The 25,465-nt window shown below is 36.9% G+C and carries 21 protein-coding genes; 13 read left to right on the forward strand and 8 right to left on the reverse strand.

Annotated elements, in window-relative coordinates; genetic code table 11:
- Window positions 1-96: 96 nt before the first annotated feature.
- The 5 genes from ACK4HO_RS06105 to ACK4HO_RS06125 all read left to right on the forward strand — a co-directional run bounded on the left by ACK4HO_RS06105 (window position 97) and on the right by ACK4HO_RS06125 (window position 4,991).
- The gene (locus ACK4HO_RS06105; protein WP_409664027.1) at window positions 97-741 is read left to right on the forward strand and encodes a DUF47 domain-containing protein; all 645 of its coding nucleotides are present in this window, start codon (window positions 97-99) and stop codon (window positions 739-741) included.
- 26 nt (window positions 742-767) lie between these two features.
- Window positions 768-2,099, forward strand: a complete 1,332-nt coding sequence (locus tag ACK4HO_RS06110) for an inorganic phosphate transporter (protein WP_409664030.1) — start codon at window positions 768-770, stop codon at window positions 2,097-2,099.
- A gap of 134 nt (window positions 2,100-2,233) precedes the next feature.
- Window positions 2,234-3,457: a porin gene (locus ACK4HO_RS06115; protein WP_409664033.1), complete on the forward strand. Its 1,224-nt coding sequence runs from the start codon at window positions 2,234-2,236 to the stop codon at window positions 3,455-3,457.
- 151 nt (window positions 3,458-3,608) lie between these two features.
- Entirely contained in the window at window positions 3,609-4,118 is a 510-nt protein-coding gene (locus ACK4HO_RS06120) for a hypothetical protein (RefSeq protein WP_409664036.1), read from the forward strand.
- Window positions 4,119-4,223: 105 nt separating this feature from the next.
- The gene (locus ACK4HO_RS06125) at window positions 4,224-4,991 is read left to right on the forward strand and encodes a dienelactone hydrolase family protein (protein ID WP_409664039.1); all 768 of its coding nucleotides are present in this window, start codon (window positions 4,224-4,226) and stop codon (window positions 4,989-4,991) included.
- Window positions 4,992-5,300: 309 nt separating this feature from the next.
- Here ACK4HO_RS06125 and lpxD read toward each other — a convergent pair whose 3' ends face one another.
- Window positions 5,301-6,299, reverse strand: a complete 999-nt coding sequence (lpxD, locus tag ACK4HO_RS06130) for a UDP-3-O-(3-hydroxymyristoyl)glucosamine N-acyltransferase (protein ID WP_409664042.1) — start codon at window positions 6,297-6,299, stop codon at window positions 5,301-5,303.
- 79 nt (window positions 6,300-6,378) lie between these two features.
- Window positions 6,379-7,477 (reverse strand): peptide chain release factor 2 gene (prfB, locus tag ACK4HO_RS06135; protein ID WP_187660477.1). Its coding sequence is split into 2 segments (ribosomal slippage): window positions 6,379-7,413 and window positions 7,415-7,477, totalling 1,098 coding nucleotides; the frame shifts between segments, so codons are not numbered across the junction.
- A gap of 91 nt (window positions 7,478-7,568) precedes the next feature.
- Between prfB and ACK4HO_RS06140 the strand changes: the two genes are divergently transcribed.
- From ACK4HO_RS06140 to ACK4HO_RS06150, 3 genes are all read left to right on the forward strand, one after another.
- Window positions 7,569-8,594 carry a threonine aldolase family protein gene (locus ACK4HO_RS06140; RefSeq protein WP_409664045.1) on the forward strand — a complete coding sequence of 342 codons (1,026 nt, stop codon included), beginning with the start codon at window positions 7,569-7,571 and terminating at the stop codon, window positions 8,592-8,594.
- A gap of 348 nt (window positions 8,595-8,942) precedes the next feature.
- Complete coding sequence (locus ACK4HO_RS06145) at window positions 8,943-11,006, forward strand: S9 family peptidase (protein WP_409664048.1); 2,064 nt, start codon at window positions 8,943-8,945, stop codon at window positions 11,004-11,006.
- A 79-nt stretch (window positions 11,007-11,085) separates the two neighbouring features.
- Entirely contained in the window at window positions 11,086-12,126 is a 1,041-nt protein-coding gene (locus tag ACK4HO_RS06150) for a PLP-dependent cysteine synthase family protein (protein WP_409664051.1), read from the forward strand.
- Window positions 12,127-12,217: 91 nt separating this feature from the next.
- Here ACK4HO_RS06150 and ACK4HO_RS06155 read toward each other — a convergent pair whose 3' ends face one another.
- The 5 genes from ACK4HO_RS06155 to fahA form a co-directional block, all read right to left on the reverse strand.
- Complete coding sequence (locus tag ACK4HO_RS06155) at window positions 12,218-12,637, reverse strand: hypothetical protein (RefSeq protein ID WP_409664054.1); 420 nt, start codon at window positions 12,635-12,637, stop codon at window positions 12,218-12,220.
- A 320-nt stretch (window positions 12,638-12,957) separates the two neighbouring features.
- Window positions 12,958-13,668 (reverse strand): YebC/PmpR family DNA-binding transcriptional regulator, encoded by a 711-nt coding sequence (locus ACK4HO_RS06160; protein ID WP_409664057.1) that lies wholly within the window; start codon window positions 13,666-13,668, stop codon window positions 12,958-12,960.
- Window positions 13,669-13,763: 95 nt separating this feature from the next.
- On the reverse strand, window positions 13,764-15,791 hold the full coding sequence (locus tag ACK4HO_RS06165; RefSeq protein ID WP_409664060.1) for a S41 family peptidase: 2,028 nt from the start codon (window positions 15,789-15,791) through the stop codon (window positions 13,764-13,766).
- A gap of 2 nt (window positions 15,792-15,793) precedes the next feature.
- A complete protein-coding gene (gene gcvT, locus ACK4HO_RS06170; protein ID WP_409664063.1) occupies window positions 15,794-16,879 on the reverse strand; it encodes a glycine cleavage system aminomethyltransferase GcvT in 1,086 nt (361 codons plus the stop codon).
- Window positions 16,880-16,930: 51 nt separating this feature from the next.
- On the reverse strand, window positions 16,931-18,214 hold the full coding sequence (gene fahA / locus ACK4HO_RS06175; protein ID WP_409664066.1) for a fumarylacetoacetase: 1,284 nt from the start codon (window positions 18,212-18,214) through the stop codon (window positions 16,931-16,933).
- Window positions 18,215-18,323: 109 nt separating this feature from the next.
- On the opposite strand from fahA, the gene glyA reads away from it, so the two are divergent.
- The gene (glyA, locus tag ACK4HO_RS06180) at window positions 18,324-19,598 is read left to right on the forward strand and encodes a serine hydroxymethyltransferase (RefSeq protein ID WP_187660467.1); all 1,275 of its coding nucleotides are present in this window, start codon (window positions 18,324-18,326) and stop codon (window positions 19,596-19,598) included.
- Between the two features lie 53 nt (window positions 19,599-19,651).
- Here the strand turns inward: glyA and ACK4HO_RS06185 are convergent, their stop codons facing one another.
- Window positions 19,652-20,224: a pentapeptide repeat-containing protein gene (locus tag ACK4HO_RS06185; protein WP_409664071.1), complete on the reverse strand. Its 573-nt coding sequence runs from the start codon at window positions 20,222-20,224 to the stop codon at window positions 19,652-19,654.
- Window positions 20,225-20,371: 147 nt separating this feature from the next.
- Between ACK4HO_RS06185 and ACK4HO_RS06190 the strand changes: the two genes are divergently transcribed.
- From ACK4HO_RS06190 to ACK4HO_RS06205, 4 genes are all read left to right on the forward strand, one after another.
- Complete coding sequence (locus ACK4HO_RS06190; RefSeq protein WP_409664074.1) at window positions 20,372-21,415, forward strand: GMP reductase; 1,044 nt, start codon at window positions 20,372-20,374, stop codon at window positions 21,413-21,415.
- Window positions 21,416-21,417: 2 nt separating this feature from the next.
- Window positions 21,418-21,945 carry an NUDIX hydrolase gene (locus ACK4HO_RS06195; protein ID WP_409664077.1) on the forward strand — a complete coding sequence of 176 codons (528 nt, stop codon included), beginning with the start codon at window positions 21,418-21,420 and terminating at the stop codon, window positions 21,943-21,945.
- A gap of 63 nt (window positions 21,946-22,008) precedes the next feature.
- Complete coding sequence (locus tag ACK4HO_RS06200) at window positions 22,009-23,424, forward strand: MATE family efflux transporter (protein WP_409664080.1); 1,416 nt, start codon at window positions 22,009-22,011, stop codon at window positions 23,422-23,424.
- Window positions 23,425-23,912: 488 nt separating this feature from the next.
- On the forward strand, window positions 23,913-25,193 hold the full coding sequence (locus ACK4HO_RS06205; protein ID WP_409664083.1) for a tyrosine-type recombinase/integrase: 1,281 nt from the start codon (window positions 23,913-23,915) through the stop codon (window positions 25,191-25,193).
- Window positions 25,194-25,465: the final 272 nt, after the last annotated feature.

Below are 25,465 nucleotides of genomic sequence, written 5' to 3' on the forward strand. Positions count from 1 at the left end.
TGTTAAAAAATTGTAAATTATAATAACTTCATAATTATAATTAATTAATATTCACTTAACATTGGTACTATACATTTGCATCAAATTTTTTACACCATGTCAATAAACAGTATTTTTCAGTTTTTAGTTCCAAAAGATAAAAAATTCTTTCCACTTTTCGAACAAGCCACAGCAAATTTAGTATTATTAGCCGAAACATTGCATGAAGCGGTTAATGCTCCAAAAGTAGAGCGAGAAGAGTATTACAGTAAGATAGAAGAATTAGAAGCTACAATCGAAGAGATTACTCATAAAACTCACTTAGAATTAAGCAGAAACTTTATCACTCCGTTTGACCGTGAAGATATCCACTCTTTAATTAAAGCGATTGACAACGTTGCCGATTATATGCATGGTGCTGCTAGCAGAATGCGTTTGTACCAAGTTGAAAAAATCACCAAGTCGATTCGTAAATTGACGGAAATTAATTTAGAAGCTTGTCAGTTAATCAATATCGGTATCAAAGAATTGAAAGACATGAAAGACCACAAGGCGATTAAAGAGACTTGTAAAAAAATCAACAAATTAGAAAGCAAAGCGGATTCGGTTTTTGATAAAGCAGTAGCGGATATCTTTGAAAACGAGACTGATGTTAAAAACATTATTAAATATAAAGAAGTACTTTCTGCTTTAGAATCAGCTTCCGATAAATGTAAAAGTGTTTCCAACGTAATGGAGCAAATTTCAGTAAAACATTCATAAATAGTTTCTAACCAATAACAACATTTATGGATTTTACTTTACTAGTAGTAATTATATTTTTAGCCCTGGTATTTGACTATATCAATGGTTTTCATGATGCAGCCAACTCGATTGCAACGATTGTAGCGACTAAGGTTCTGACGCCTTTTCAGGCCGTACTTTGGGCAGCGTTTTTTAACTTTATGGCCTATTGGGTTTTTGGATTTGGTGTAGCCGATACGGTAGCCAAAACAGCTCATACCAGTAGCATTGACTTAACGGTGATTTTGGCTGGAGTCATAGCCGCTATTATTTGGAATTTAATTACTTGGTGGAAAGGAATTCCTTCCTCATCTTCTCATACTTTAATTGGTGGATTCGCCGGAGCGGCTATTGCTCACGGTTTCCGCGATGTAACCGATCCGGAACATGCCGGATTTAAAATTGTAAACTGGTTAAAAGACGCTAAAGAAGGAGAATTATTGCCTTCTGGGGTTGTTATAGTAATCTTGTTTATTGTATTTGCACCGCTATTGGGAATGATTATTTCCTATTTCATTTCTCTATGGTTAATGTATTCTTCTAAGAAAAATGTTTGGCCCAAAGTACTGACTGTTGTTTTAATGATTTTAGTATTGTGGTTTTTAGCTTCAGTAATGGTTTCTTATGAAGACATCAAAAAACCAAGATTTGAAAGTCATTTTTGGAGCGTAATTACTGAACCTCACAATATAAAATGGTTCTTAGTAGCCATTATTTTTTACAGTTTGGCAATATTCAACTTACTATTCAGTAGTTTTTCTACCGCAAAAGCTGAAAAAGTTTTAAAGAAAATGCAGCTTTTGTCCTCAGCAGCTTTTAGTTTAGGACACGGTGGAAATGACTCTCAAAAAGTAATGGGTATTATTGCAGCAGCCGTGGCAGTTTACATCAAATCAAATCCGAATATCGATATGTCTGCCGGTTGGCTGGACTTAAACGTAGTCTTGCCTTCTGAAAAAGACGGCGTAAAAATTGACGGTGTAATGCCTGGTTGGATTCCGTTAACTTGTTATACCGTAATTGCATTAGGTACTTTAAGCGGTGGATGGAAAATTGTAAAAACCATGGGTTCCAAAATCACTAAAGTAACCGCATTTGAAGGGGTAGTGGCTGAATCTGCGGGTGCCTTGACTTTATTCTCTACAGAACATTTTAAAATTCCGGTATCAACAACACACACCATTACAGGTTCAATCATTGGAGTAGGAGTTACCAAAAGGGTTTCAGCCGTTCGTTGGGGTGTAACCGTTAAATTATTATGGGCTTGGATTTTGACCATTCCGGTTTCAGCTGTTTTAGCAGCATTGGTTTATTATTTACTAAAATTGTTCATATAATTTTTTTATATTTTTAAAAGCCGACTGTAAGGTTGGTTTTTTTTATAACCAATCCTTATTTGTTATCAAATCATTTCTTTAATATCAAATTATTGTAAAAAACAATAAAACTAAACTACAACAGACGACTAAACATGAAAAAAATATTAGTAATTGTTACTTTACTCGTATCAATTTCCATATCTGCCCAAATTACAATTGAACAAAACAAAAATGATAATGACGTTAAATTATCAGCTTTGCCCTATTACAGTTTTGGTAAGGGTATTGGGATGACTTCTCCGGATAGTTTGTTTCAAATGAACATTCGTTTCCGAATGCAAAATCGAGTTACTTATATTGAAAATGAAGGCGAAAATGGTGCCTATGACGGACAAGTACGCCGCTTGCGTTTGCGATTTGACGGTTATGTTGGGAATCCGAAATTCTTGTATGCCATCCAATTGTCATTTGCACCCGGTGATATTGGCGAAGTTAAAGAAGGTGAGAATATTAATATAATAAGAGATGCCGTTGTTTTTTACCGACCAAATAAAAATTGGAACATAAGCTTTGGACAAACGAAGTTACCCGGAAACCGCCAACGTGTGAATTCATCCGGAGGTTTGCAATTAACCGACAGAACCATCAACAATGCTAAGTTTACCATTGATAGGGATTTTGGTTTTCAAGTCCATAACATGAATGAATTCAAAGATAAATTCTCCTATAATTTAAAAGCAGCTCTTTCAGGTGGAGAAGGTAGAAACCAAACCGGAAAATCTGATGATGGAGTAGCGTTAACAGGAAAAGTTGAATTATTTCCGTTTGGCGCATTTACTAAAGACGGTACTTATTTTGAAGGCGACATTATCCGTGAGAAGAAACCAAAAGTATTATTGTCGGGTGCTTTTCAACAAAACAATCATGCCCAACGTACACAAGGTCAATTAGGTAATGATTTATTCGAAAGTAGAACTATGCAATCTGTTTTGTTAGACGCCATGTTCAAATACAATGGTTGGGCTGCTATGATGAGTTATATGTCGAGAACCACAAACGATAACGCATTAACGATTAATCCGGATGACATTACCGAAAGCAATTATGTTTTTGTAGGTAACGGATTTGACTACCAAGCCAGTTACATCACAAAGTCTAATTATGAATTCATTGCCCGATATTCGACTCAAAATGTTGGCAAAGACATTGAAGCCTTAACACCAAATACAAGAGAATATTCAGTTGGTATCACAAGATACATTTGGGAGCACTCTTTCAAATTGCAAGCAGAGGTTAACTATGACACCTTGAAATATTTCGACGGCTCTTCTAAAAACAATTGGTACTTGCGTTTTCAAGTCGAAATCGGAATCTAATACACCTTTATATTTTAAACTCTTATTAATCCCAATGTTAAGTTTTTGCCTAAAACGAAAACTTAACATTGGGCTATTCTTTTATATATTACTTTTGTTTACATTAAATTAACAAATAATTTACATTAAGTTTAACAATAAAGAAAATACAATGATAAAAAGAAATGAAACGGTTAGCGAAACAACACCGGAAGTTAATTCTGTTTCGGTGAACCAAACACCAACTGAAGAGGTTGCAAAAGTAGAGTCACCAAAGCCTGCACCAAGAAGAAGAACAACTACTGTTGTTAAAACAACAATTCCTAAAGTGGTAACACCAAGAAAAACAACTACACAAAAAAAAGCTGAAAATATTGCCACTAGCAATGAAGAGGTTTCAGTAAGCATTATTAACCAAGAAACACCGGAAATTATGAAAGATTCTGATAAAGAAAAAGCCAAAAAAGCGAAGGCAAAAGAAAAAGAGAAAAAAGAGAAAGCGAAGAAAAAGGCTAAGGCTAAAAAAGAAAAGGAAAAGGAAAAAGAGAAAAAAGAAAAAGCCAAGAAAAAAGCCAAAGCCAAAAAAGAAAAAGCTAAGGAAAAAGAAAAAAAAGATAAGGCTAAAGCAAAAGCTAAAAAAGAGAAAGACAAAAAAAAGTCAAAGTCTAAAAAGAAAAAATAGCAATTACAAAAGCATTCGGACATCGGATGCTTTTTTATTTAATAACGCATTAACTTTTGTTTTAACATTTTATGATTAATTTTAATCGTAATTAATTTAAATACTATGAAACTAAAAACAATCCTTCTTGCTCTTATTATGTCATCATCATTTATCTCATTTGCCCAACTCAACGCAGTCGACTACAAAGACGGTGAACAAACGTTAAGTGGTTTTGGTATTATGCCAAAAAGTGACTTGAAAGACAAACCCGGTGTGTTGGTTTTACCCGCTTGGTTTGGAATTGATGCCCATTCTAAAGAAAGCGCGGAGAAATTAGCTGAATTGGGATATTATTCTTTCGTTGCCGATATTTACGGAAAAGACAACCGTCCGAAAAACAGTGCCGAAGCCGGAAAAAATGCCGGTTATTACAAAAAGAATTATGCGGAGTATCAAAAGCGTATCCAATTGGCTTTAGACCAACTAGTTAAATTGGGTGCCAATCCCGATAAAATTGTTGTAATGGGTTATTGCTTTGGCGGAACAGGATCTATTGAAGCGGCGAGAGCCAATCTAAAAGTGCAAGGAGTAGTTTCTTTTCACGGTGGCTTAGGGAAAGATGTTACCAGAGCTGTTGGGAAAATCAACCCAAAAGTCTTAGTCTTTCACGGTGCCGATGATCCTTTTGTTCCGAAAGAAGAAGTAGATGGTTTTCAAACAGAAATGAGAGCTTCCGGTGCCGATTGGCAAATGGTTTTTTATGCCAATTCCGTGCACGCTTTTACCCATAAAGATGCCGGAAGCGACAACAGCAAAGGCGCAGCACACAATGAATTGGCCGACAAACGTTCGTGGATTGCCCTAAAAGATTTCCTAAAAGAAGTGTTGTAAGTTTTCACCAAATAGAATCATAGATTTTAAAAGTTATATCATTCTTTTCTATGAATCTATGTGGTAAAAGTTAATAAAAAAAGCCCAAAATAGTTATCTACTTTGGGCTTCATTATTTCTATAAAATACAAAAGTCGATCTGGAGCGATCGACAATTGCGGTGAGGTGTAACTCCCTTTCGGAATCCTCGTGGCAAATATACATTGTTATTTTAAATTATAAATTATAAATTTTAAATTGTTTTTAAAGTTTTTGTTAATGCATTCTAAATGCTAATTTCATTTATAATTTATAATTCAAAATTTATAATTATTTATTTGAGTCTCTTACCAATCTTTTCAAAATAGCCCATTGTTTCAAAGCATCTCGCGCATCAATCGCAGGATAACCTAAAACTGTTTTTCCTGCTTCAATATCTCCGGCAACACCTGAACCTGCTCCAACTATAGCGCCATCTCCAATGGTTGTATGGTCTTTTATCGAAGCGCTTCCGCCAATGATAACGCCGTTTCCTAAAGTTACCGAACCGGCCAAACCGGAATTCCCGGCCATGATACAGAATTTGCCCAACTTAGAGTTGTGCCCAATTTGCACTAAATTATCAATTTTACAACCATCGCCAAGTACGGTCGAGCTGAATTTGCCTCGGTCAACGCAAGAGTTGGCACCAATTTCAACCCCATTACCCAAAATCACATTTCCAATTTGCGGAATTTTAACCAAACCTCTTTCCGTACAAGGCCTGAAACCGAAACCGTCTGCGCCTATGGTGCAGTTAGGATGCAAAATACAATGACTGCCCACATGACAACGTTCCCTGATTACTGTTCCCGACCAAATAATGGTATTTTTACCAATGGTACATTCGTCCAAAATAGTCACATTCGGATAAATGGTAGTGTTTTCTCCAATGATTACATTCGGACCAATATAACATCCGGCTCCAATTCGGACACCATTTCCTATAGAAACGGAGTCGTCAATAATAGCTGTTGGATGAATATCTACAGAGAAAACCGGCGGAGCAGGAGCAAACATCTCCAATACTTGTGACATGGCTAAATCGGCATTTTTTACTTTGATAAATGCTCGATTGTCTCCGGGTTCAATACTGATGTCTTGGTTTACGACGGCAACACAAGCTTTGGAAGTAGCCCAAAGCTTTTCATATTTTTTGTTGCCAATAAAGGATATTTCAGTCTCCGAAGCAGATTCTAATTGCTCCGGAGCTGTTATTTTATGTGATGTATTGCCGACGATTTCGCCTTGTAATACCTCATTAATTTCTTGAATTGAGAAAGAACTCATAGTGGTTTTGGTTGGTTATAATTCTCAAATTACTGAAATTGCATTTGAATATCCTAATTATCCAAAACAGAATGACTGTTTATTCTTCTTCTTTTTGTCCCATCATCATCAAATAAGCTTTCAAGAATTCATCAATGTTACCATTCATTACGCCATCAACATCGCTGGTTTCGTAACCGGAACGCACGTCTTTGACCAATTTATAAGGATGCATCACATAATTCCGAATTTGTGAACCCCATTCGATTTTCATTTTACCTGCTTCGATATCGCTGCGTTGGGCTTGTTGTTTTTTTAACTCTATTTCATACAATTGCGATTTCAACATTTGCATCGCACGCTGTCTGTTGTCTTGTTGCGAACGCGTTTCCGAACACTGAATTTGGATTCCCGTTGGTTTATGGAATAACTGTACTTTGGTTTCTACCTTATTTACGTTCTGTCCACCGGCGCCACTCGAACGAGAAGTGATGATTTCTATATCGGCTGGATTAATTTCAATTTCGATAGTATCATCCACCAAGGGATAAACATAAACGGAAGCAAAGGAAGTATGGCGTTTGGCATTACTGTCAAATGGTGAAATTCTCACCAAACGATGTACGCCGTTTTCCCCTTTTAGGTAACCAAAAGCATAATCACCTTCGATTTCTAAAGTCACGGTTTTGATTCCGGCTACTTCTCCTTCTTGAAAGTTCAACTCTTTGACTTTATACCCTTGATTTTCCGCCCACATCAAATACATGCGCATTAACATTGACGCCCAATCACAACTCTCCGTTCCACCAGCACCGGCCGTAATTTGCAGCACAGCACTCAAACTATCGCCTTCGTCAGAAAGCATGTTTTTGAATTCTAAACTTTCGATATGGGTATTGGTGAGTTCGTATTGTTCGTCGAGTTCCGCTTCGGTGGCATCGCCGTCTTTGAAAAATTCGTACACCATTTGGAGTTCTTCCGCCATGGCATTGCCTTTTTCAAAATCTTCGACCCATTTTTTCTTGGAGCGCAAGTTTCTGACAATGATTTCGGCTTCTTTGGCGTTGTTCCAAAAGTCGGGCGCAAAGGTTTTTTCCTCTTCGTTGGTAATTTCTATAAGCTTGGCATCAATGTCAAAGATACCTCCTCAACGCACCAAGGCGCTCTACAATACCTTTTATTTGTTCGGTATTTGTCATAAATAATGTAGTTTTGTGGTTTATAAACCTAACCGGCTTTTATAAGCTGTCAGGTTTAAATTTCAACAAAAGTAAGCGATACAAACAGAATATGGAAATTAATTTAATCAGCGATACCGTAACCAAACCTTCTCCCGAAATGTTGCAAGCCATGTTCAACGCCAAAGTAGGTGATGACGTGTTTAAGCAAGACCCAACCGTAAATGCTTTTGAAAAAATGGTAGCCGATTTATTTGAGAAAGAAGCCGCTTTGTTTTTTCCTTCGGGAACGATGGCGAACCAAACGGCGATTAAATTAAACACCAATCCCGGTGACCAAATCATTTGCGATAAATGGTCGCACATTCATTTATACGAATCAGGTGGCGCTTCTTTTAATAGTGGTGTCAATTTTAATTTGTTAGATGGAAACCGTGGAATGATTACCGCCGAACAAGTTAAAGCCGGAATTAATGACCCCGAGTTTTACCACGCGCCATTGTCGAAAATGGTAGCGATTGAAAACACGACCAATAAAGGTGGCGGTGCTTGTTATGATTTAGAGGAATTGAAAAAAATCAAACAAGTTTGTGTCGATAACAACTTAAAATACCACTTAGACGGCGCTCGTTTGTGGAATGCGATTGTAGAGAAAAAGCAACATCCAAAGCATTTTGGAGAATTATTCGATACGATTTCCGTTTGTTTTTCTAAAGGTTTAGGTGCACCGATTGGTTCTGTATTGATTTCCGATGCTGAGACGATGCATCGCGCTTTGCGTATTCGAAAAATATTTGGTGGCAACATGCGCCAATCGGGTTATTTGGCGGCAGCCGGCATTTATGCATTGCAAAACAATATCAACCGATTAACTGACGATCACAGAAGAGCAAAAGAACTCGGCCAAGCATTACAACAATTATCTTGGGTCGCAAAAGTAGAACTTGTTGAAACCAATATCATTGTGTTCTCCGTTCAGCCACATATTGATGACAAAGCGGTAATGGACAAGCTTAAACAAAAAGGAATCGTAATCAGTTTACTAGGAAAAGGCGCATTGCGTATGGTTACGCATTTAGATTACCGTCAAGTTATGCACGAATACGTCCTTGAAACGTTAGGAAAGATTGAATTTTAAACTTTAAGTAGAACCTTTCTTGGTGTTTGCATAGCTTCTCTTGTCATTAGTAAAGCCTTTCTTGTTTATTGTTGGACGTATCTTGCTTATTGTTGAGCCTATCTTGTCTATTGTTGGACCTATCTTGCTTATTGTTGAGCCTATCTTGTCTATTGTTGAGCCTATCTTGCTTATTGTTGGACCTATCTTGTCTATTGTTGAGCCTATCTTGTTCTTAATATTGTAACCAAATCGATTTGTAGTGATTAAGTAATGGTTAAATGTTAATTTTTAAGTTTATAACTTCCTGAGCTTGTCAAAACTTGTTTAGGCATTATAGCTATTTTTGTACTAATAATAAACAACTCCATGCCCGAAACCATTCTATTACCGCCAAAAGCTACTATTATTCCACACCAGTTGGAAAAACACGGTCATGTTCGTACCGATGATTATTATTGGTTAAACCAAAGAGAAAAAGCGGAAGTGATTGATTATCTCAATCAAGAGAACGAATACTACCAGCAATCCACTGCGCATACCAAAGATTTCCAAAAGGATTTATTCGAAGAAATGAAAGCCCGAATTAAGGAAGATGACGAATCGGTTCCTTATTTCTACAACGGCTATTATTATATTACGCGTTTTGAAAAAGGTAAAGATTACCCAATTCATTCGCGCAAAAAAGGCAGTTTGGAAGCCCAAGAAGAAATCCTATTCGATTGCAACGAAATGGCGAAAGGGTTTACCTATTTCAACTTGGCCGGATTGAGTATTAGTGAAGACAATGTTTGGGCGAGTTTTGGTACCGATACTGTTTCGAGAAGACAATATACTATTCAGATTAAGAATCTTCAAACCGGAGAAATACTTCCCGTAAAGATTGAAAATACTACCGGTGGCGCAACTTGGGCAAGTGACAACAAGACTTTATTTTACACCCGAAAAGACGACCAAACCTTGCGTTCGGATAAGATTTATAAGCATAAAATCGGAACGACTTCCGATAAAGACAAATTGGTTTACTTTGAAAAAGATGAAACGTTTGATGTTTCGGTTTACAAATCGAAGTCGAAAAAATACATCATTATCAATTCTAACAGCACGCTAACTACTGAATACCGAACGGTTTTATCGGCAACTCCGGATGCTAAGTTTACCATTTTCCAAAAAAGAACACGCGGTTTAGAATATTCGATGTCGCATTTTGGAGACCATTTTTATATCGTTACCAATAAAGACAAAGCAACCAACTTCAAGTTGATGAAAACACCGGAAAACGCTACTACAAAAGAAAATTGGGTAGATGTGATTGCGCACCGAGAAGATGTTTTGTTGGAAGATATTGATATTTTTAAAGACTATTTAGTTGTTGCCGAGCGGGCTAATGGTTTGAACCAAATTCGAATCATGCCATGGAGTGGGAAAGGAGAATACTATTTGCCTTTCGACAGTGAAACTTATACAGCTTACACCACAACCAATCTCGATTTTGATACTGAAATCCTTCGTTATAGCTTTCAATCATTAGCAGTGCCATCATCTGTATTTGATTTCAATATGAAAACGAAGACCAAAACCTTGTTGAAAGAACACGAAGTTTTAGGTGGACAATTCGATAAAAACAATTACACCGAAGAACGACTTTGGGCAACAGCCAAAGACGGAACTAAAGTCCCAATATCAATGGTGTATCGCAAAGGCATCAAGAAAGATGGAAACAATCCAACGCTTTTGTATGCTTATGGTTCTTATGGTGCTACGATGGATTGTTATTTCTCCTCGGTAAGATTGACGTTGTTAGACCGCGGTTTTATTTTTGCCATAGCTCACATCCGCGGCGGTGAAGATTTAGGCCGACAATGGTATGAAGACGGAAAGTTGCTCAAAAAGAAAAACACGTTCACCGATTTCATCGATTGTTCGCAATTTTTGATTGACAATAAATATACGTCACCACAACATTTGTATGCCGAAGGTGGTTCTGCCGGAGGTCTGTTGATGGGTGCAGTAGTCAACATGGCACCATCTTTGTACCACGGAGTCATCGCGCAAGTGCCGTTTGTGGATGTAGTAACAACAATGTTAGACGATACAATCCCATTAACGACGGGTGAATATGATGAATGGGGTAATCCGAATGTAAAGAAATATTATAATTATATGCTTTCCTATTCGCCTTATGACAATGTAGTCGCGCAAGACTATCCGAATATGTATGTATCGACCGGATTGCATGATTCTCAGGTACAATATTGGGAACCAGCGAAATGGGTCGCCAAATTAAGAATTTTGAAAACTGATAATAATCAGTTATATTTGGATACCAACATGGAAGCAGGTCACGGCGGAGCGTCGGGAAGGTTTGAAGCCATTAAGGAAATCGCCAAAGAATACAGTTTTTTGTTAGATTTAGAAGGAATAAAAAGATAGTTTAAAATATTTTATTAAATTTGCAAAGTTAAAAAGTCTGCAAAATAGACTTGTTAATACGCCTTGACTAATTTATTTTATGAAAGAAAATATAAAAGCTCACGATAATGTGTTAAGTTTAATAGGGAATACACCTCTTATTAGACTTAATAAAATCACAGAATCTTTACCGGGAAATTTTTATGCTAAGGTTGAAGCTTTCAACCCTGGTCATTCCACCAAAGACAGAATTGCATTATATATTATTGAAGAAGCAGAAAAACAAGGCATATTAACGCCGGGAGATACTATCATTGAAACTACATCGGGTAACACCGGTTTTAGTTTGGCTATGGTAAGTATCATCAAAGGATACAGCTGTATCTTGGCGGTGAGTTCAAAATCTTCGAAAGATAAAATAGACATGTTGCGCAGTTTGGGTGCCAAAGTATATGTTTGTCCGGCACACGTTTCTGCCGATGACGAGCGTTCTTACTACAACGTAGCCAAGCGCTTACACGAAGAAACCAAAGGTTCTATCTACATCAATCAGTATTTTAACCAATTGAATATAGATGCACATTACAAATCAACGGGTCCGGAAATTTGGGAACAAACCAACGGACAAATTACCCATTTGATTGCGTGCAGCGGCACCGGAGGAACGATTTCAGGAGCAGCAAAGTTCTTGAAAGAACAAAATCCGAATATTAGAATTTTAGGAGTAGATGCTTTTGGTTCAGTATTGAAAAAATACCACGAAACCAAAGAGTTTGATGCCGATGAAATTTACCCATACAGAATAGAAGGTTTAGGGAAAAACTTAATCCCAACCGCAACCGACTTCGATGCTATCGATCATTTTATGAAAGTTACCGATGAAGAGAGTGCACACACCACCAGAGAAATTGCTAAAAAAGAAGGATTGTTTGTAGGCTACACTTCTGGAGCCGTAATGCAAGCCATTAAACAATACGCCGAAGAAGGTGAATTTGACGAAAACAGTAATGTAATTGCGATTTTCCCTGACCACGGTTCGCGTTATATGAGTAAAGTATATAGCGACGACTGGATGAATGAACAAGGTTTCTTTGACAGTATTAATGCGGAAGAAGTACAGAAGATTGAGTTTATTAAGTAATTAGAATTACTTTAAGATATAGAAAACGCCGAGCATTTGCTTGGCGTTTTTTTTTTTGTAGGCACGGATTGTAAATCCTCGCTATCAATTGCTATCGCATGGTTTTATTGACGTCTTTTTCATCATACTTTGCCTTGAACCGTTTGAGGTTGTCGAGATTGATGTCACCTTTAAGGTTAATTACTTTTTCTTCGAGTAACAAGGCGATTAAGAAATCCCATTTTTGTTCACGGAAGTTTTTGGATTGAATCGTGGTGTTTTCTTTGGCAAAAACTATTTTTTTACTGTCATCGACTTTGCTTTCCGTATTATTGTTGTCTACAATGATGTTAAGCAATTCTTCTTTGGTGTTGAGTTTGTAAACATACAACTCGTTGCCCATTGATTTTTTGGCAAAGCTGAATGCCGGTGTATCGCCCGAATAAACAATATTGTCTTTTAGTTTAATTTCCTGCGCGGTTAGAGTTGTTGCTGTAAAAATCAGCGCTGCAATATAGTGTAGAGGTTTCATGACTTAAGAGTTTTATACTGTCTAAGATACGGAATTCACATTAGATAACGTTAGGTTTTGCTTAATGTAATTCGTTTTTGTGGGCACGGATTGAAAATCCTCGCTATCACGTTGAAAATATGTGCTATCCGTTTTATAAACTCTTGTAGTAACGCAGATTCGCAATTCTAGCCCCGATAGGAGCAAGCTACCGTGTAGCGCGGATAGCGGGAGCAGTGTTCTAAGAAAGCCAAAACGTTCTGCTCCTAAAAACAAAAAACGCCAAGCAAATGCCTAGCGTTATATTTAATATCTAAAATTTAATATCTAATATCTAATATTTATTCTTCCATCGTATGATACACGTTCATCACGTCGTCATCTTCTTCGATTTTCTCGATTAATTTTTCTACGTCGGCCATTTCGGCTTCGGTTAACTTTTTAGTGATTTGCGGAATTCTTTCAAATCCTGAGGATAAAATTTCTATACCACGGCTTTCTAGTTCTTTTTGAATAGCTCCAAAACTCTCGAAAGGTGCGTAGATAAGGATTCCGTCTTCATCGGCAAAGATTTCTTCGGCACCGAAGTCGATAAATTCTAGTTCCATTTCTTCGATGTCGATATTGTTATTCGGGATTCTGAAATTACAAGTGTGGTCGAACATGAATTCTACCGAACCTTGTGTTCCCAATGTTCCGTTGCATTTGTTGAAATAGCTTCTGATATTAGCAACAGTTCTGTTGTTGTTGTCGGTAGCGGTTTCAATTAAAAGGGCAATTCCGTGCGGTGCATAGCCTTCAAAAAGTTGTTCTTTATAGTTGGCGGTATCTTTGTCGGTTGCCTTTTTAATGGCGCGTTCAACGTTTTCTTTCGGCATGTTGGCCGACTTAGCATTTTGCATCACGGCTCTCAAGCGGGAATTGGCTTCCGGGTTTGGTCCGCCTTCTTTCACCGCCATCACGATGTCTTTTCCAATACGAGTAAAGGCTTTGGCCATGGCTGACCAACGCTTCATTTTTCTTCCTTTTCTAAATTCAAATGCTCTTCCCATTTCTGATAGAATGTTTTTTTATTTTGTGCAAAAATAAGGGTTTATTCGGTTATTGCAAACAAATACGTCAGCCGAAATTAAGTTAATGCAATCGGCTATGGTTTAAAGTTTTTAACATCGTTTAAGATATTTAAGGCTTCCAGAATATGGTAGTTTTGTTTGATTTCTTTGATTCTTTCCGTGTTGCAGCTTCTCAAATAGTCATCATATTTTTGGTATTCATCATCGGTTGAATTTTGTTCTACGGCTATTGGATAGGTTCTTTCATTGGTGGATTGGATTTCTTTCCAAAGCTTGTTTATTTTAGAGACATCATCAAATACGGCAGAAAATTGCAGCAATACCGGTGGTAAATCATTATCGTAGAGCGGATTGATTTTGGCATTAAGGAGTTTGATATCACTGGCTAATTTATCATTGTCAATGCGATACTGACTCAAGCTGATGGCATTGGTTTTTATGCGCTCGTTGGCCAATCGGTTGTATTTTACATTGATACCGATTTCATCATTTTTTAAGGCGGTTTTATTGCTGTCTTCTCTCGGCATTTGTTTGTCAAACAACAACGGTATTTCCACATCGGGTATGATGCCGCTGTATTGATTGCTTTTTCCGGTAACGCGATAGAATTTCTCTAAAGTCAATTTTAAAAATTCATCATTCTCAGAATTGATGGGAAATATGCGTTGCATAGAAGCTTTGCCTAACGAACGGTTTCCGATGATTAGTGCCCGACTGTAATCTTGCATGGCATTGGCAAAAAACTCACTGGCAGAGGCAGAAAAACCATTAATCATTACTATCATCGGACCATTGTAAATAGTGCCGCGATTCATGTCTTTTAAGATTTCCTTTTTGTTTTTGTTGTTGTTCATCACCGCTAGCGGACCCGCATCAATAAACAAACCAGAAAGCCTTATGGCTTCTTCCATAGAACCGCCGCCATTGTTTTCCACATCAATGATTAAGCCGTCGATTTGATCTTGTTGGAGTTTGTAAATTTCTTTGGCTACATCACCGCTGACACTCGATTTTCCATTTTCAAAAGTAGCGTAGAAGCTCGGAATTCTGATGTAACCAAAAGTGCTGTTCTCTTTTTTCAACTTAAAACTGAAAACATTATTTTGATAATCTTTCATTATCTTTTTGTTGAGTCGAACGCTGTATACTTCACCGGTTTTTTTTCTGAAGGTGAAATCGGCTGTTTTGTATTCGTTTGACGTAATGATTTCATCAATTTTCTTCATAGACGAACAAGCAATCTCGTATTCTTCCTCTTTATATTTGACTTTTAAAAGTGTGTCGCCTTTGTCAATTTTTTCAGTGAAGTAGGCTGAACTTCCCGGAATAATGTCGTCTACGGTCATTTCGTCTTTTTCAGTCACAGAAACATAAAGTCCAAAAGTCAAGTTGTCGGAACTTACTGTTGAATAAAAAGAAGACTTTTCGCTTTGAGAAAAATATTCCGTATGAGGATCAAAATAGGAGCAAAAGGCAGAAAAGAAAACCGAATTAAACTCGGCTTTGTTCATTGCGTAGCTTTGAATTTTACATTCGCTTTTCTCAAAAACCTTGGCTTTACTGGCTGCAGCCAATGTTTCGAAATTAGCGGTAAGCGAATCTTTGTTGGTACTCAATTCCGCCACATCGCGAAGTATATTGTACAGTAATCTTTTTTTGTACAAATGTTTTAGCTCTTTTTCTTCTTTGGCATAAGGAAAAGCTTCTTTTGAAAAGACTACTTTTTCGGTACTGCTCATAGGAAAAGGTTCTTTCTTGATGGCTGCCAATAACACTTTGTATCTCGCAATGGTTTTGGAGTAGGCGGTATAAAATTCATCTAAAAAACTACAGTTGTTGTTTTTGAGATAATCGTCAATTTTGAGTTCGTGTTTTTGAAGTGCTTTGATTTCAGACTCAATAAACAAGCGGTTTTCATCGTCTAATTGACTAAGGAATGTTTTAAAAACATAAACCGATAAACTATCGTCTACCGGTTTGGGTTTATAGTGATTCTCTTGTATGAGCAGGTTAATTTTTGATAAAGTTTCACAAGGATTCTTTTCAGTTTGTCCGAAAAGAATGAAAGGAAGAAAACCCGCTAAGACAAGTAATTTGTTCACATCTATTGTTTTTTATAAAAGGGCAATTTGGCTACTTTTGCTTTTACTTTATTGTTTCTGATTTGAATGTAGATATCACTGTCAACGGCTGCAAATTCAGTTTTGACATAACCCATTCCAATTCCTTTGCCTAAAGATGGTGCCATAGTTCCCGAAGTAACGATTCCGATGTTGTTTCCATCAGCATCTACAATTTCGTAGTCGTGACGCGGAATGCCTCTTTCTATTAATTCGAAACCAACCAACTTGCGAGTAACACCGGCTTCTTTTTGTTTTAAAAGATTCTCAGAATTGGTGAAAGTTTTGGTGAATTTGGTAATCCAACCCAAACCGGCTTCCAAAGGAGAAGTAGTGTCATTAATGTCGTTTCCGTATAAACAGAATCCCATTTCTAATCTTAAAGTATCACGAGCCGCTAAACCAATTGGTTTGATGCCAAAAGCGGCGCCGGCTTCGAATACTTTGTTCCAAACTTGTTCTGCATCTGAATTTTTGCAGTAAATTTCAAATCCGCCTGAACCGGTATAACCTGTGGCAGAAATGATTACGTTGTCAACTCCGGCAAATGGCCCAACTTCAAAATGATAATATTTGATTTCAGATAAGTTTACGGAAGTTAAGGACTGCATGGCTTCCACAGCTTTTGGTCCTTGAATGGCCAACAAGGAATACTCTTCAGAAATGTTTTTCATGTCAACACCTAAATCATTATGAGAAGAAATCCATTTCCAGTCTTTGTCGATATTTGATGCATTGACTACCAATAAATATTGGTCTTCTTTCATTCGGTAAACGATTAAATCATCTACAATTCCGCCGTCATTATTAGGCAAACAAGAATATTGCGCACGCCCGATTTCGAGAACCGAAGCGTCATTAGAAGTTACTTTTTGAATTAGTGCCAAAGCATTTTCGCCCGTAAGCAAAAATTCACCCATGTGTGACACGTCAAAAACGCCCACGCCATTTCTTACGGTTTCGTGTTCGGCATTCACACCTTCATATTGCACGGGCATATTGTAACCGGCAAACGGAACCATCTTGGCACCTAAACTTTCATGAATGTGTGTTAAAGCTGTGTTTTTCATTTTAAATTAAATTGTGTTGTTGTTTGTGTTTGTTCGTTGTTTGTTGGAAGGTTATTTTCTCACGAATGGTGGTAAAAGTTTGGTTTCGACTTCTCCAAAACCAATTCTTACCGTTCTATTTTGACAATATCCTTTCATGATCACGGTGTCATTGTCATTGATGAATTTGCGTTCACTGCCATCATTCATTATAATTGGATTTTTTCCGCCCCAAGTTAATTCGAGCATAGAACCAAAACTATCAGGTGTTGGACCCGAAATTGTTCCCGAACCCATCATGTCTCCTGAATTTACGCGACAACCGTTAGAAGTATGATGCGCCAATTGTTGTGACATTGACCAATACATATATTTGAAATTGGATTTAGAAACCAAACTTGGCTCTACATTTTCAGGTTCGATATACACTTCCAAATTGATATCGAAAGCGTGTTTTCCTTTTTGTTGCAAATAGGGAAGTGGCATCGGCTCTTGGTTTGGCCCTTTGGTTCTAAAGGGTTCCAATGCATCCATAGTTACTATCCAAGGAGAAATCGATGACGCAAAGTTTTTGGCTAAGAATGGTCCGAGTGGCACATATTCCCATTTTTGAATATCTCTTGCGCTCCAGTCGTTCAATAAAACCATTCCGAAAATATAATCTTCGGCTTCAGTTACGGGAATGTTTTCTCCCATGATGTTGGCATCGGTTGTGATGAAAGCAGTTTCCAATTCGAAATCGACTGAACGTGACGGACCAAAAACCGGTGACGTTTCGCCATTAGGTAAAGTTTGTCCCATTGGTCGGTGAATTGGAATTCCGGATGGAATAATAGTTGAACTTCTTCCGTGGTAACCAACCGGAATGTGTAACCAGTTTGGCAACAAAGCATTTGCCGGATCGCGGAACATTTTACCAACGTTAGTAGCGTGTTCTTTGCTGGAGTAAAAATCGGTGTAATCTCCAATTAGGACCGGAAGTTGCATTTCAACATCTTCCATTTTAAAAATGACTATTCCTCGGTGTTCTTCATTGTCTCTGAGTAACGGATTGTTAATATCGAAAATATCGCCAATTCGGTTTCTAACCAATCGCCAAGTTTTTTTTCCGTCAGAAATAAAATCGTTCAATGTGTCTTGCATAAACATATCATCGGTCAAATCAATTCCCTCAAAATAATTTAGCTGTTGTAAAGCGCCTAAATCGATAGCGTAATCACCAATTCTTGTTCCGATCGTGATGACATCTTCTTTGGTTAAGAAAACACCAAAAGGAATATTTTGAATAGGGAAGTCACTGTCTTCAGGTATATTAAGCCATGATTTTCGGGTAGGATTGTTTGTTGTATTGGGCATGATGCTGTTGATTTAGTTGTTGAAAAATTAGCAATCAAATATATCATTAACTATTAATTTAACAAACGATTTTTGTAATTTTGACCTCAATTTAACGAAATAATTTCAAATGCAACGCGACGAACAAATTTTTGACTTAATTCTTGAAGAACAAGAAAGACAAATTCACGGAATTGAACTAATTGCCTCTGAGAACTTTGTAAGTGATCAGGTGATGGAAGCAGCTGGTTCTGTATTGACTAATAAATATGCCGAAGGCTATCCGGGCAAAAGATATTATGGTGGCTGCGAAGTAGTAGATGTGATTGAGCAAATCGCCATCGACAGAGCGAAAGCTTTATTCGGTGCCGAATATGTTAATGTTCAACCACACTCAGGTTCTCAAGCAAACACGGCTGTTTTTGCAGCTTGTTTAAAACCGGGCGATAAAATCTTAGGATTCGATTTATCTCACGGTGGTCACTTAACTCACGGTTCTCCTGTAAATTTTTCAGGAAAATTGTACTCGCCAAGTTTTTATGGTGTAGAACAAGAAACCGGAGTATTAAACTATGATAAGATTCAAGAAATCGCAACCAAAGAGCAACCGAAAATGATTATCGCAGGCGCTTCAGCGTATTCTCGTGACATGGATTTCAAACGTTTCAGAGAAATTGCGGATAGCGTTGGTGCTTTATTATTAGCTGATATTTCACATCCTGCCGGTTTAATTGCAAAAGGTTTGATGAATGATCCAATTCCACATTGTCATATCGTTACAACTACAACGCACAAAACTTTACGCGGACCAAGAGGCGGAATGATTATGATGGGGAAAGATTTCGAAAATCCATGGGGTTTAACAACACCAAAAGGAGAAATCAGAATGATGTCACACGTTTTAGACATGTCGGTTTTCCCGGGAAATCAAGGCGGTCCATTGGAACACATTATTGCCGCAAAAGCAGTAGCATTTGGCGAAGCTTTATCAGATGAGTTCTTTGCTTATGCGATGCAAGTGCAAAAAAATGCCAAAGCGATGGCGGAAGCTTTCGTAAAAAGAGGTTACCATTTAATCTCAGGCGGAACAGACAATCACATGATGTTAATCGACTTAAGAAACAAAAATATTTCCGGTAAAGATGCCGAAATTGCTTTGGGCAAAGCCGAAATTACTGTAAACAAAAACATGGTGCCGTTTGATGACAAATCACCGTTTGTAACTTCAGGAATTCGAGTTGGAACTCCTGCTATTACGACTCGTGGTTTAGTCGAAAGTGATATGGAAACGATTGTTGATTTAATCGACAGAGTGTTGATGAATTCAACTAATGAGGAATTATTAGCTGAAATCGGAGACGAGGTAAACGATATGATGAGCGAAAGAGCGATTTTCGTTTATTAATCGCTTCAAAATATTTAATATAAAACCTTCAAGAGTTCGCTTTTGGAGGTTTTTTATTTTACGACGATATCATATTTCTGCAACAATCCTTTCAAACCATCAGTCGAGAAAATCGCCTTTTTAATTTTATTCTTTTCAGGATCGAAAGCATAATCATAACTCGTTGAAAAATCTGCTTTATTAGCAATAGTGTCAATAAAAACAGCTCTTCGCAGATTACAATTGTCGAATAAAACTTCGGTTAAATCACTCGCCATAAAATCGACGGCTATCATACTGCAGTTGATGAATTGCATTTTTTTCATCTTCAAGGCGTAGAATTGGGCATAATCCAACAAACAATCCTTGAAGTGAAACTCAAAAATTACTTGGTCTGTCATCGCAAAATTGACATTCGTAAAATTGCATTTGGTAAACCAAACACCGCGCAAAGAAACATAATTGATTTTGGTGTCTTTAAAATTACAATCAAAGAAATTACAATCGACAAAAGTTACCGTTTGGAAGGTGCAATCGGTGAAGTCGATGTTGTAAAACGTGCAGTTATCAAACTCTTTGAATTTGGTATTGACATCATTAAAAACCTCGTTTCTGAATTCCTGGTCTGCTATATAATCTGAATGCATAAGTGATTTATTGGTGTGTAAAACTACTAAATTAAATCGCAATGGCTTACGAACAATTGTTGATAAATTTTAGACTGTAAAAATGATATTTTACGATTACCCAAGACGGAAAAACAATACATTTGATTGTAATGAAAAATTTGAATTATGAGAATTGAAACCGATCTGAAATTGGGCTTTAAAGATGTGATGATACGACCAAAACGCTCCACTTTAAACAGCAGAGCTCAAGTGTCTTTGGAAAGAGAATTTAAATTTCTGCACAGCACGCACGTTTGGATAGGTGTACCGATTATGGCAGCCAATATGGATACCGTTGGCACTTTCGAAATGGCATTGGCTTTAGCCAAAGAAAAACTCTTTACCGCCATTCACAAACATTACACAGTAGCGCAATGGAATGATTTCTTGAAAAGTGCACCAAGCGAAATTGCCGATTACATCGCCGTTAGCACGGGAACCGGTAAAAGTGATTTCAAAAAGATAGTAGAAATATTTACTCAGAATCCACAACTGAATTTTCTTTGTATTGATGTGGCCAATGGTTATTCGGAACATTTTGTGGAGTTTCTGCGTCAAGCGCGAAAACAATTTCCGGATAAAGTCATCATTGCCGGTAATGTAGTGACAGGCGAAATGGTCGAAGAACTTTTACTGGAAGGTGCTGATATTATTAAAGTGGGCATTGGTCCGGGTTCGGTTTGTACCACCAGAGTCAAAACTGGTGTTGGTTATCCGCAATTGTCTGCTATTATTGAATGTGCCGATGCGGCTCACGGTTTGGGCGGACATATCATCAGCGATGGTGGCTGTGCGATTCCGGGTGATGTGGCAAAAGCTTTTGGTGCGGGTTCCGATTTTGTAATGCTCGGCGGCATGTTGGCCGGACATACCGAAAGTGGTGGCAAACTGATTGAAGTAGAAGGAGAAAAGTTCAAGCAGTTCTACGGCATGAGTTCTGAAACTGCGATGAACAAACACGTTGGCGGTGTTGCCGATTACCGTGCGAGTGAAGGCAAAACAGTTCAAGTTCCTTTTAAAGGTGATGTAATCGAAACACTTCATGACATTTTGGGAGGCATAAGAAGTACTTGTACTTATGTTGGAGCGTCCAAATTAAAAGAACTTACTAAACGAACTACTTTTATTAGAGTAACTGAACAAGAAAATACCGTTTTCGGTAAATTATAAAGATGACAGACGGAACAGCCTTTTTTAAATTTTGTCCCCATTGTGGTTCGCAGGATATTGAATATAATAACAATTTCAAGTTCAACTGTCATATTTGTGATTTTGTATTGTACCATAACATAGCGGCAGCAGTGGCGATTGTATTTACTTATGAAGACAAAGTTTTGTTTACGGTAAGAAACGCCGAACCTGACAAAGGTAAACTCGATTTACCCGGTGGATTTATTGATCCGGGTGAAACTGCCGAAGAAGCAGCTTGTCGGGAAATCAAGGAGGAAATAGGGTTAGATATTTCACCACAAGCGCTCAAGTATGTTACTACTTCCCCGAATAATTATTTGTACAAAAACGTTGCCTACAGAACGATGGATATTTTTTACGAATGCGAATTGGATTCAAACAATATCTCCATTACTGCAGAAGAGGAAATCAAAGACCTAATTTGGATTAAAAGAAACCAAATCGATTTGGATGTCATAGGTTTTGTATCCATCCGAAAAGTGATTCAAGAACGATATCTTTTGGAATAAGCCATTTTCGTTGGTTTTTTTGTACTAAAAAATGTTATTTTTGAATAAACTAATCCTTTCAGAATGTCATCCAATCCAAATAAAATCACCACACTTTTTCGGCTAATCAAGCAATCACTCAAAGGAGAAGAACATGATTATACGCAAGGCAACGTAAAAACGGCTATCCTTTTACTGGCTATACCGATGATTTTGGAATTGAGTTTGGAATCAGTGTTTGCCGTCGTGGATATTTATTTTGTGGGTCACTTGCCCAATGCTGATGTGGCTGTTGCTACTGTTGGTTTGACTGAAGCTGTAATTTCATTGGTTTATACTCTCGGAATTGGTTTGAATGTTGGTGCCACAGCCATTGTAGCCCGACGTGTTGGGGAGAAAGATTTAGTAGAAGCCTCTAAATCAGGAGCGCAGGCAATCGCAGTTTCCATTATTGTGGCAATCCTTGTGGCTATTTTAGGTGTTTATTTTGCTTCGGATATTTTAGCCTTAATGGGGGCACAACCCGAAGTTATTAAAGAAGGAACTGCTTTTGCCCAAATCATTTTTGCCAGTAGTCCCGCCATTATTTTACTGTTTTTGATTAACGGAATATTTAGAGGTGCCGGAGATGCTGCAATGGCGATGAGAAGTCTTTGGTTAGCGAGTATTATCAATATCATTTTGTGTCCGCTGCTCATTTACGGTTACGGACCTTTTCCGGAACTGGGTTTGGTTGGCGCCGCTGTTGCCACAGCAATAGGTAGAACAACCGGAGTAATTTATCAATGCTATCATTTGTTTGCCAAAAGTAGAACGATTAAAATCTACAACACTTATTTCAAGCCTAATTTCGAAATAATCAAATCTTTGTTGAGCATTTCCACACCCGCTATGTTGCAGTTTTTTATCCAAAGCGGTAGTTGGATTGTCTTGACTTATATCGTTTCAGTCACCGGAAGTACGGATGCTAGTGCCGGTTATCAAATTGCAATTAGAAATGTGGTTTTCTTTATTTTACCGGCTTGGGGATTAAGTAATGCGGCTGCGACTTTAGTTGGGCAAAATTTAGGTGCCAAACAACCTGAACGTGCTCAAAAAAGTGTTTTATTGACCACCAAATACAATATCATTTTTATGAGTTTTGTGACTTTAATCTTTGTTTGCTTCTCCGAATTAATCATTAGTTTTTATACAGCCGACAAAGTGATTTTGGCTTATGGAAGTCAGGCACTGCGAATCATCGGATTGGGTTATGTTTTCTACGGCATTGGAATGGTGATGATACAAGCTTTGAATGGCGCGGGAGATACCAAAACGCCAACATGGATTAACATCGTTTGTTTTTGGATGATACAAATTCCATTGGCTTGGTTTCTTGCCGTTTATCTTAAACTCGGTCCGTTGGGTGCTTTTATAGCGATTCCTTCTGCTGAAACGGTTTTAGCTTTATTGGCTTTTTATTATTTCAAAAAAGGGAAGTGGAAGACGGTGGAGGTTTAATAATGCATTCAAACAAAAAAAAACAATCAAGTAAACTGTAGTGGATTCACTTCGTGCATTCTTAAATAATGGGTTATATAACAAACTGATTTTGCTTCGCAATATCCATCAAAGCTCCGCTTTGATAATGCTATAAAAAACAAAAAAATGATCAAGTAAACTTGTGGTAATGAAGGTAGAGGATTCACTTCGTGCATCCATCAAAGCTCCGCTTTGATAATGCATTAAAACAAAAAAAACGATCAAGTAAACTTGTCGTTTTTTTTGTTTGAATGCATTCATTCGTGACCTCGACTGTTCAACAGTTAGGTCAATATTTTATACCTTTTTACGTCGATCTCGACGTTTTCATTGGCTTTTTTGAACTAAATTTTAGCTTCATGTAGACATTAGTGGACTCAACGACCACCAAATGGACACAAAAAGAGGCACAAAATTTTGACACAAAATTATTAAAATTTAATTTCAAAAAACAAAATGAGCCACAAATGAAAACAAGATTTTATCTCAGAAAAAGCACTAAAAGTTATTCAATTAATTTTGAATATCGTGACGCCTATTTAAATATTAGGTTAAGAACTTCAACAGGATATTCAATATTAAATTCTAAATCATGGGATGATAAAAAGGAACAATTAAAATTGCCATCTTCAGTTCCAAATGCCGCGGAAATTAATACGATTTTGTCGGAAGCTATAAGCAGTTTCAATAAATTTATGCTAGTTGCGCGAGAATCTGAGGTTTCAGAATTATCTATTCAAAAGTTTATGGACCAATTATTTAAAAAAAAGAAGCATGTATCTACTGAAATTGATAATGTACAAAAGAGAACTTTAATTGATTATTATGAATGGTTTTTGAAATTTTATTCAGAAAACAACAGCCCTTATACCAATAAAAAATTGACAAAAGGAACTATAAAAACTTATAGGTCCGGACTAACAAGATTGCAAGAGTATATTAATTCAAAAGGTCTAAATAAATTTTCTTTTCATGACTGTAATCGAGATTTTTACAACAATTACATCAGGTTTTTAACAGAAAAAAATTATTCAAAAAATTATATTGGAACAATAATACAGAAGTTAAAGACAATTTTAGGTTATGCTTATGATGAAGGAATCCATTCAAACAATGAATTTAAGAAGCAATATTTTTCAAAATTAACTGAAGAAATTGACCATGTGTATTTATCTATTGAAGAACTTGGTAAAATTAATTCGCTGACTCTTACAGATGATGAATTAGACAACATAAGAGATATATTTCTAATTGGTAGCTTTACCGGATTAAGGATTTCAGACTTATTGGGTTTACTTAAAAAGTCTAATCAAATATATGTACAAGATGGTTATAAATATTTTAGTATTAGACAACAAAAGACTTCAAATAGCGTTGTAATTCCTCTTAATAGCATTGTTCTAGAGATATTAAAAAAAAGGAATGGTAAATTACCAGTTTACATGCATCAAAATTTAATTAATCAGCATATTAAGTGTATTTGCAAAAGAGCTAAAATAACAAATATTCATGTTTTAAGACGAACTGAGGGTGGAAATGAAATCGAATATGAATTACCAAAATACAAACTAGTTTCTTCTCATACGGCTCGACGTTCATTTTGTACCAATGCATATAAATCAGGAATGCCAATTCAAGATATTATGGCCATAAGCGGACATAAATCTGAAAAAGTATTTATGAATTATGTAAAAGTTGAAAAAACTGAGAATGCCAAAAGAATCGCAAAGCATGCATTTTTCAATTAATCCAATCAAAATAATGTGGCATAAATGAATTTTAATTTGAATAATTAATTGTCAATTATTTTCACTTTGTATTATGAAAATGTTGTTTAACTGCTTTCGGAATCCTTTGCTAAATAATAATCTTGGTAAATGAAAAATGATTTAAAAATCAATTTTTTTATAAACTTGTCATTGTTAATTTCGGCAAAATCAAGCTAATTGTAATCTTTTTACATCATAATCCATAAAAAAAATCCCTATTAGTGGGGATTTTTTTTATGGATTTAATTGTT

It is taken from the genome of Flavobacterium sp. (genome assembly GCF_046296355.1).
Classification (GTDB): Bacteria; Bacteroidota; Bacteroidia; order Flavobacteriales; family Flavobacteriaceae; genus Flavobacterium.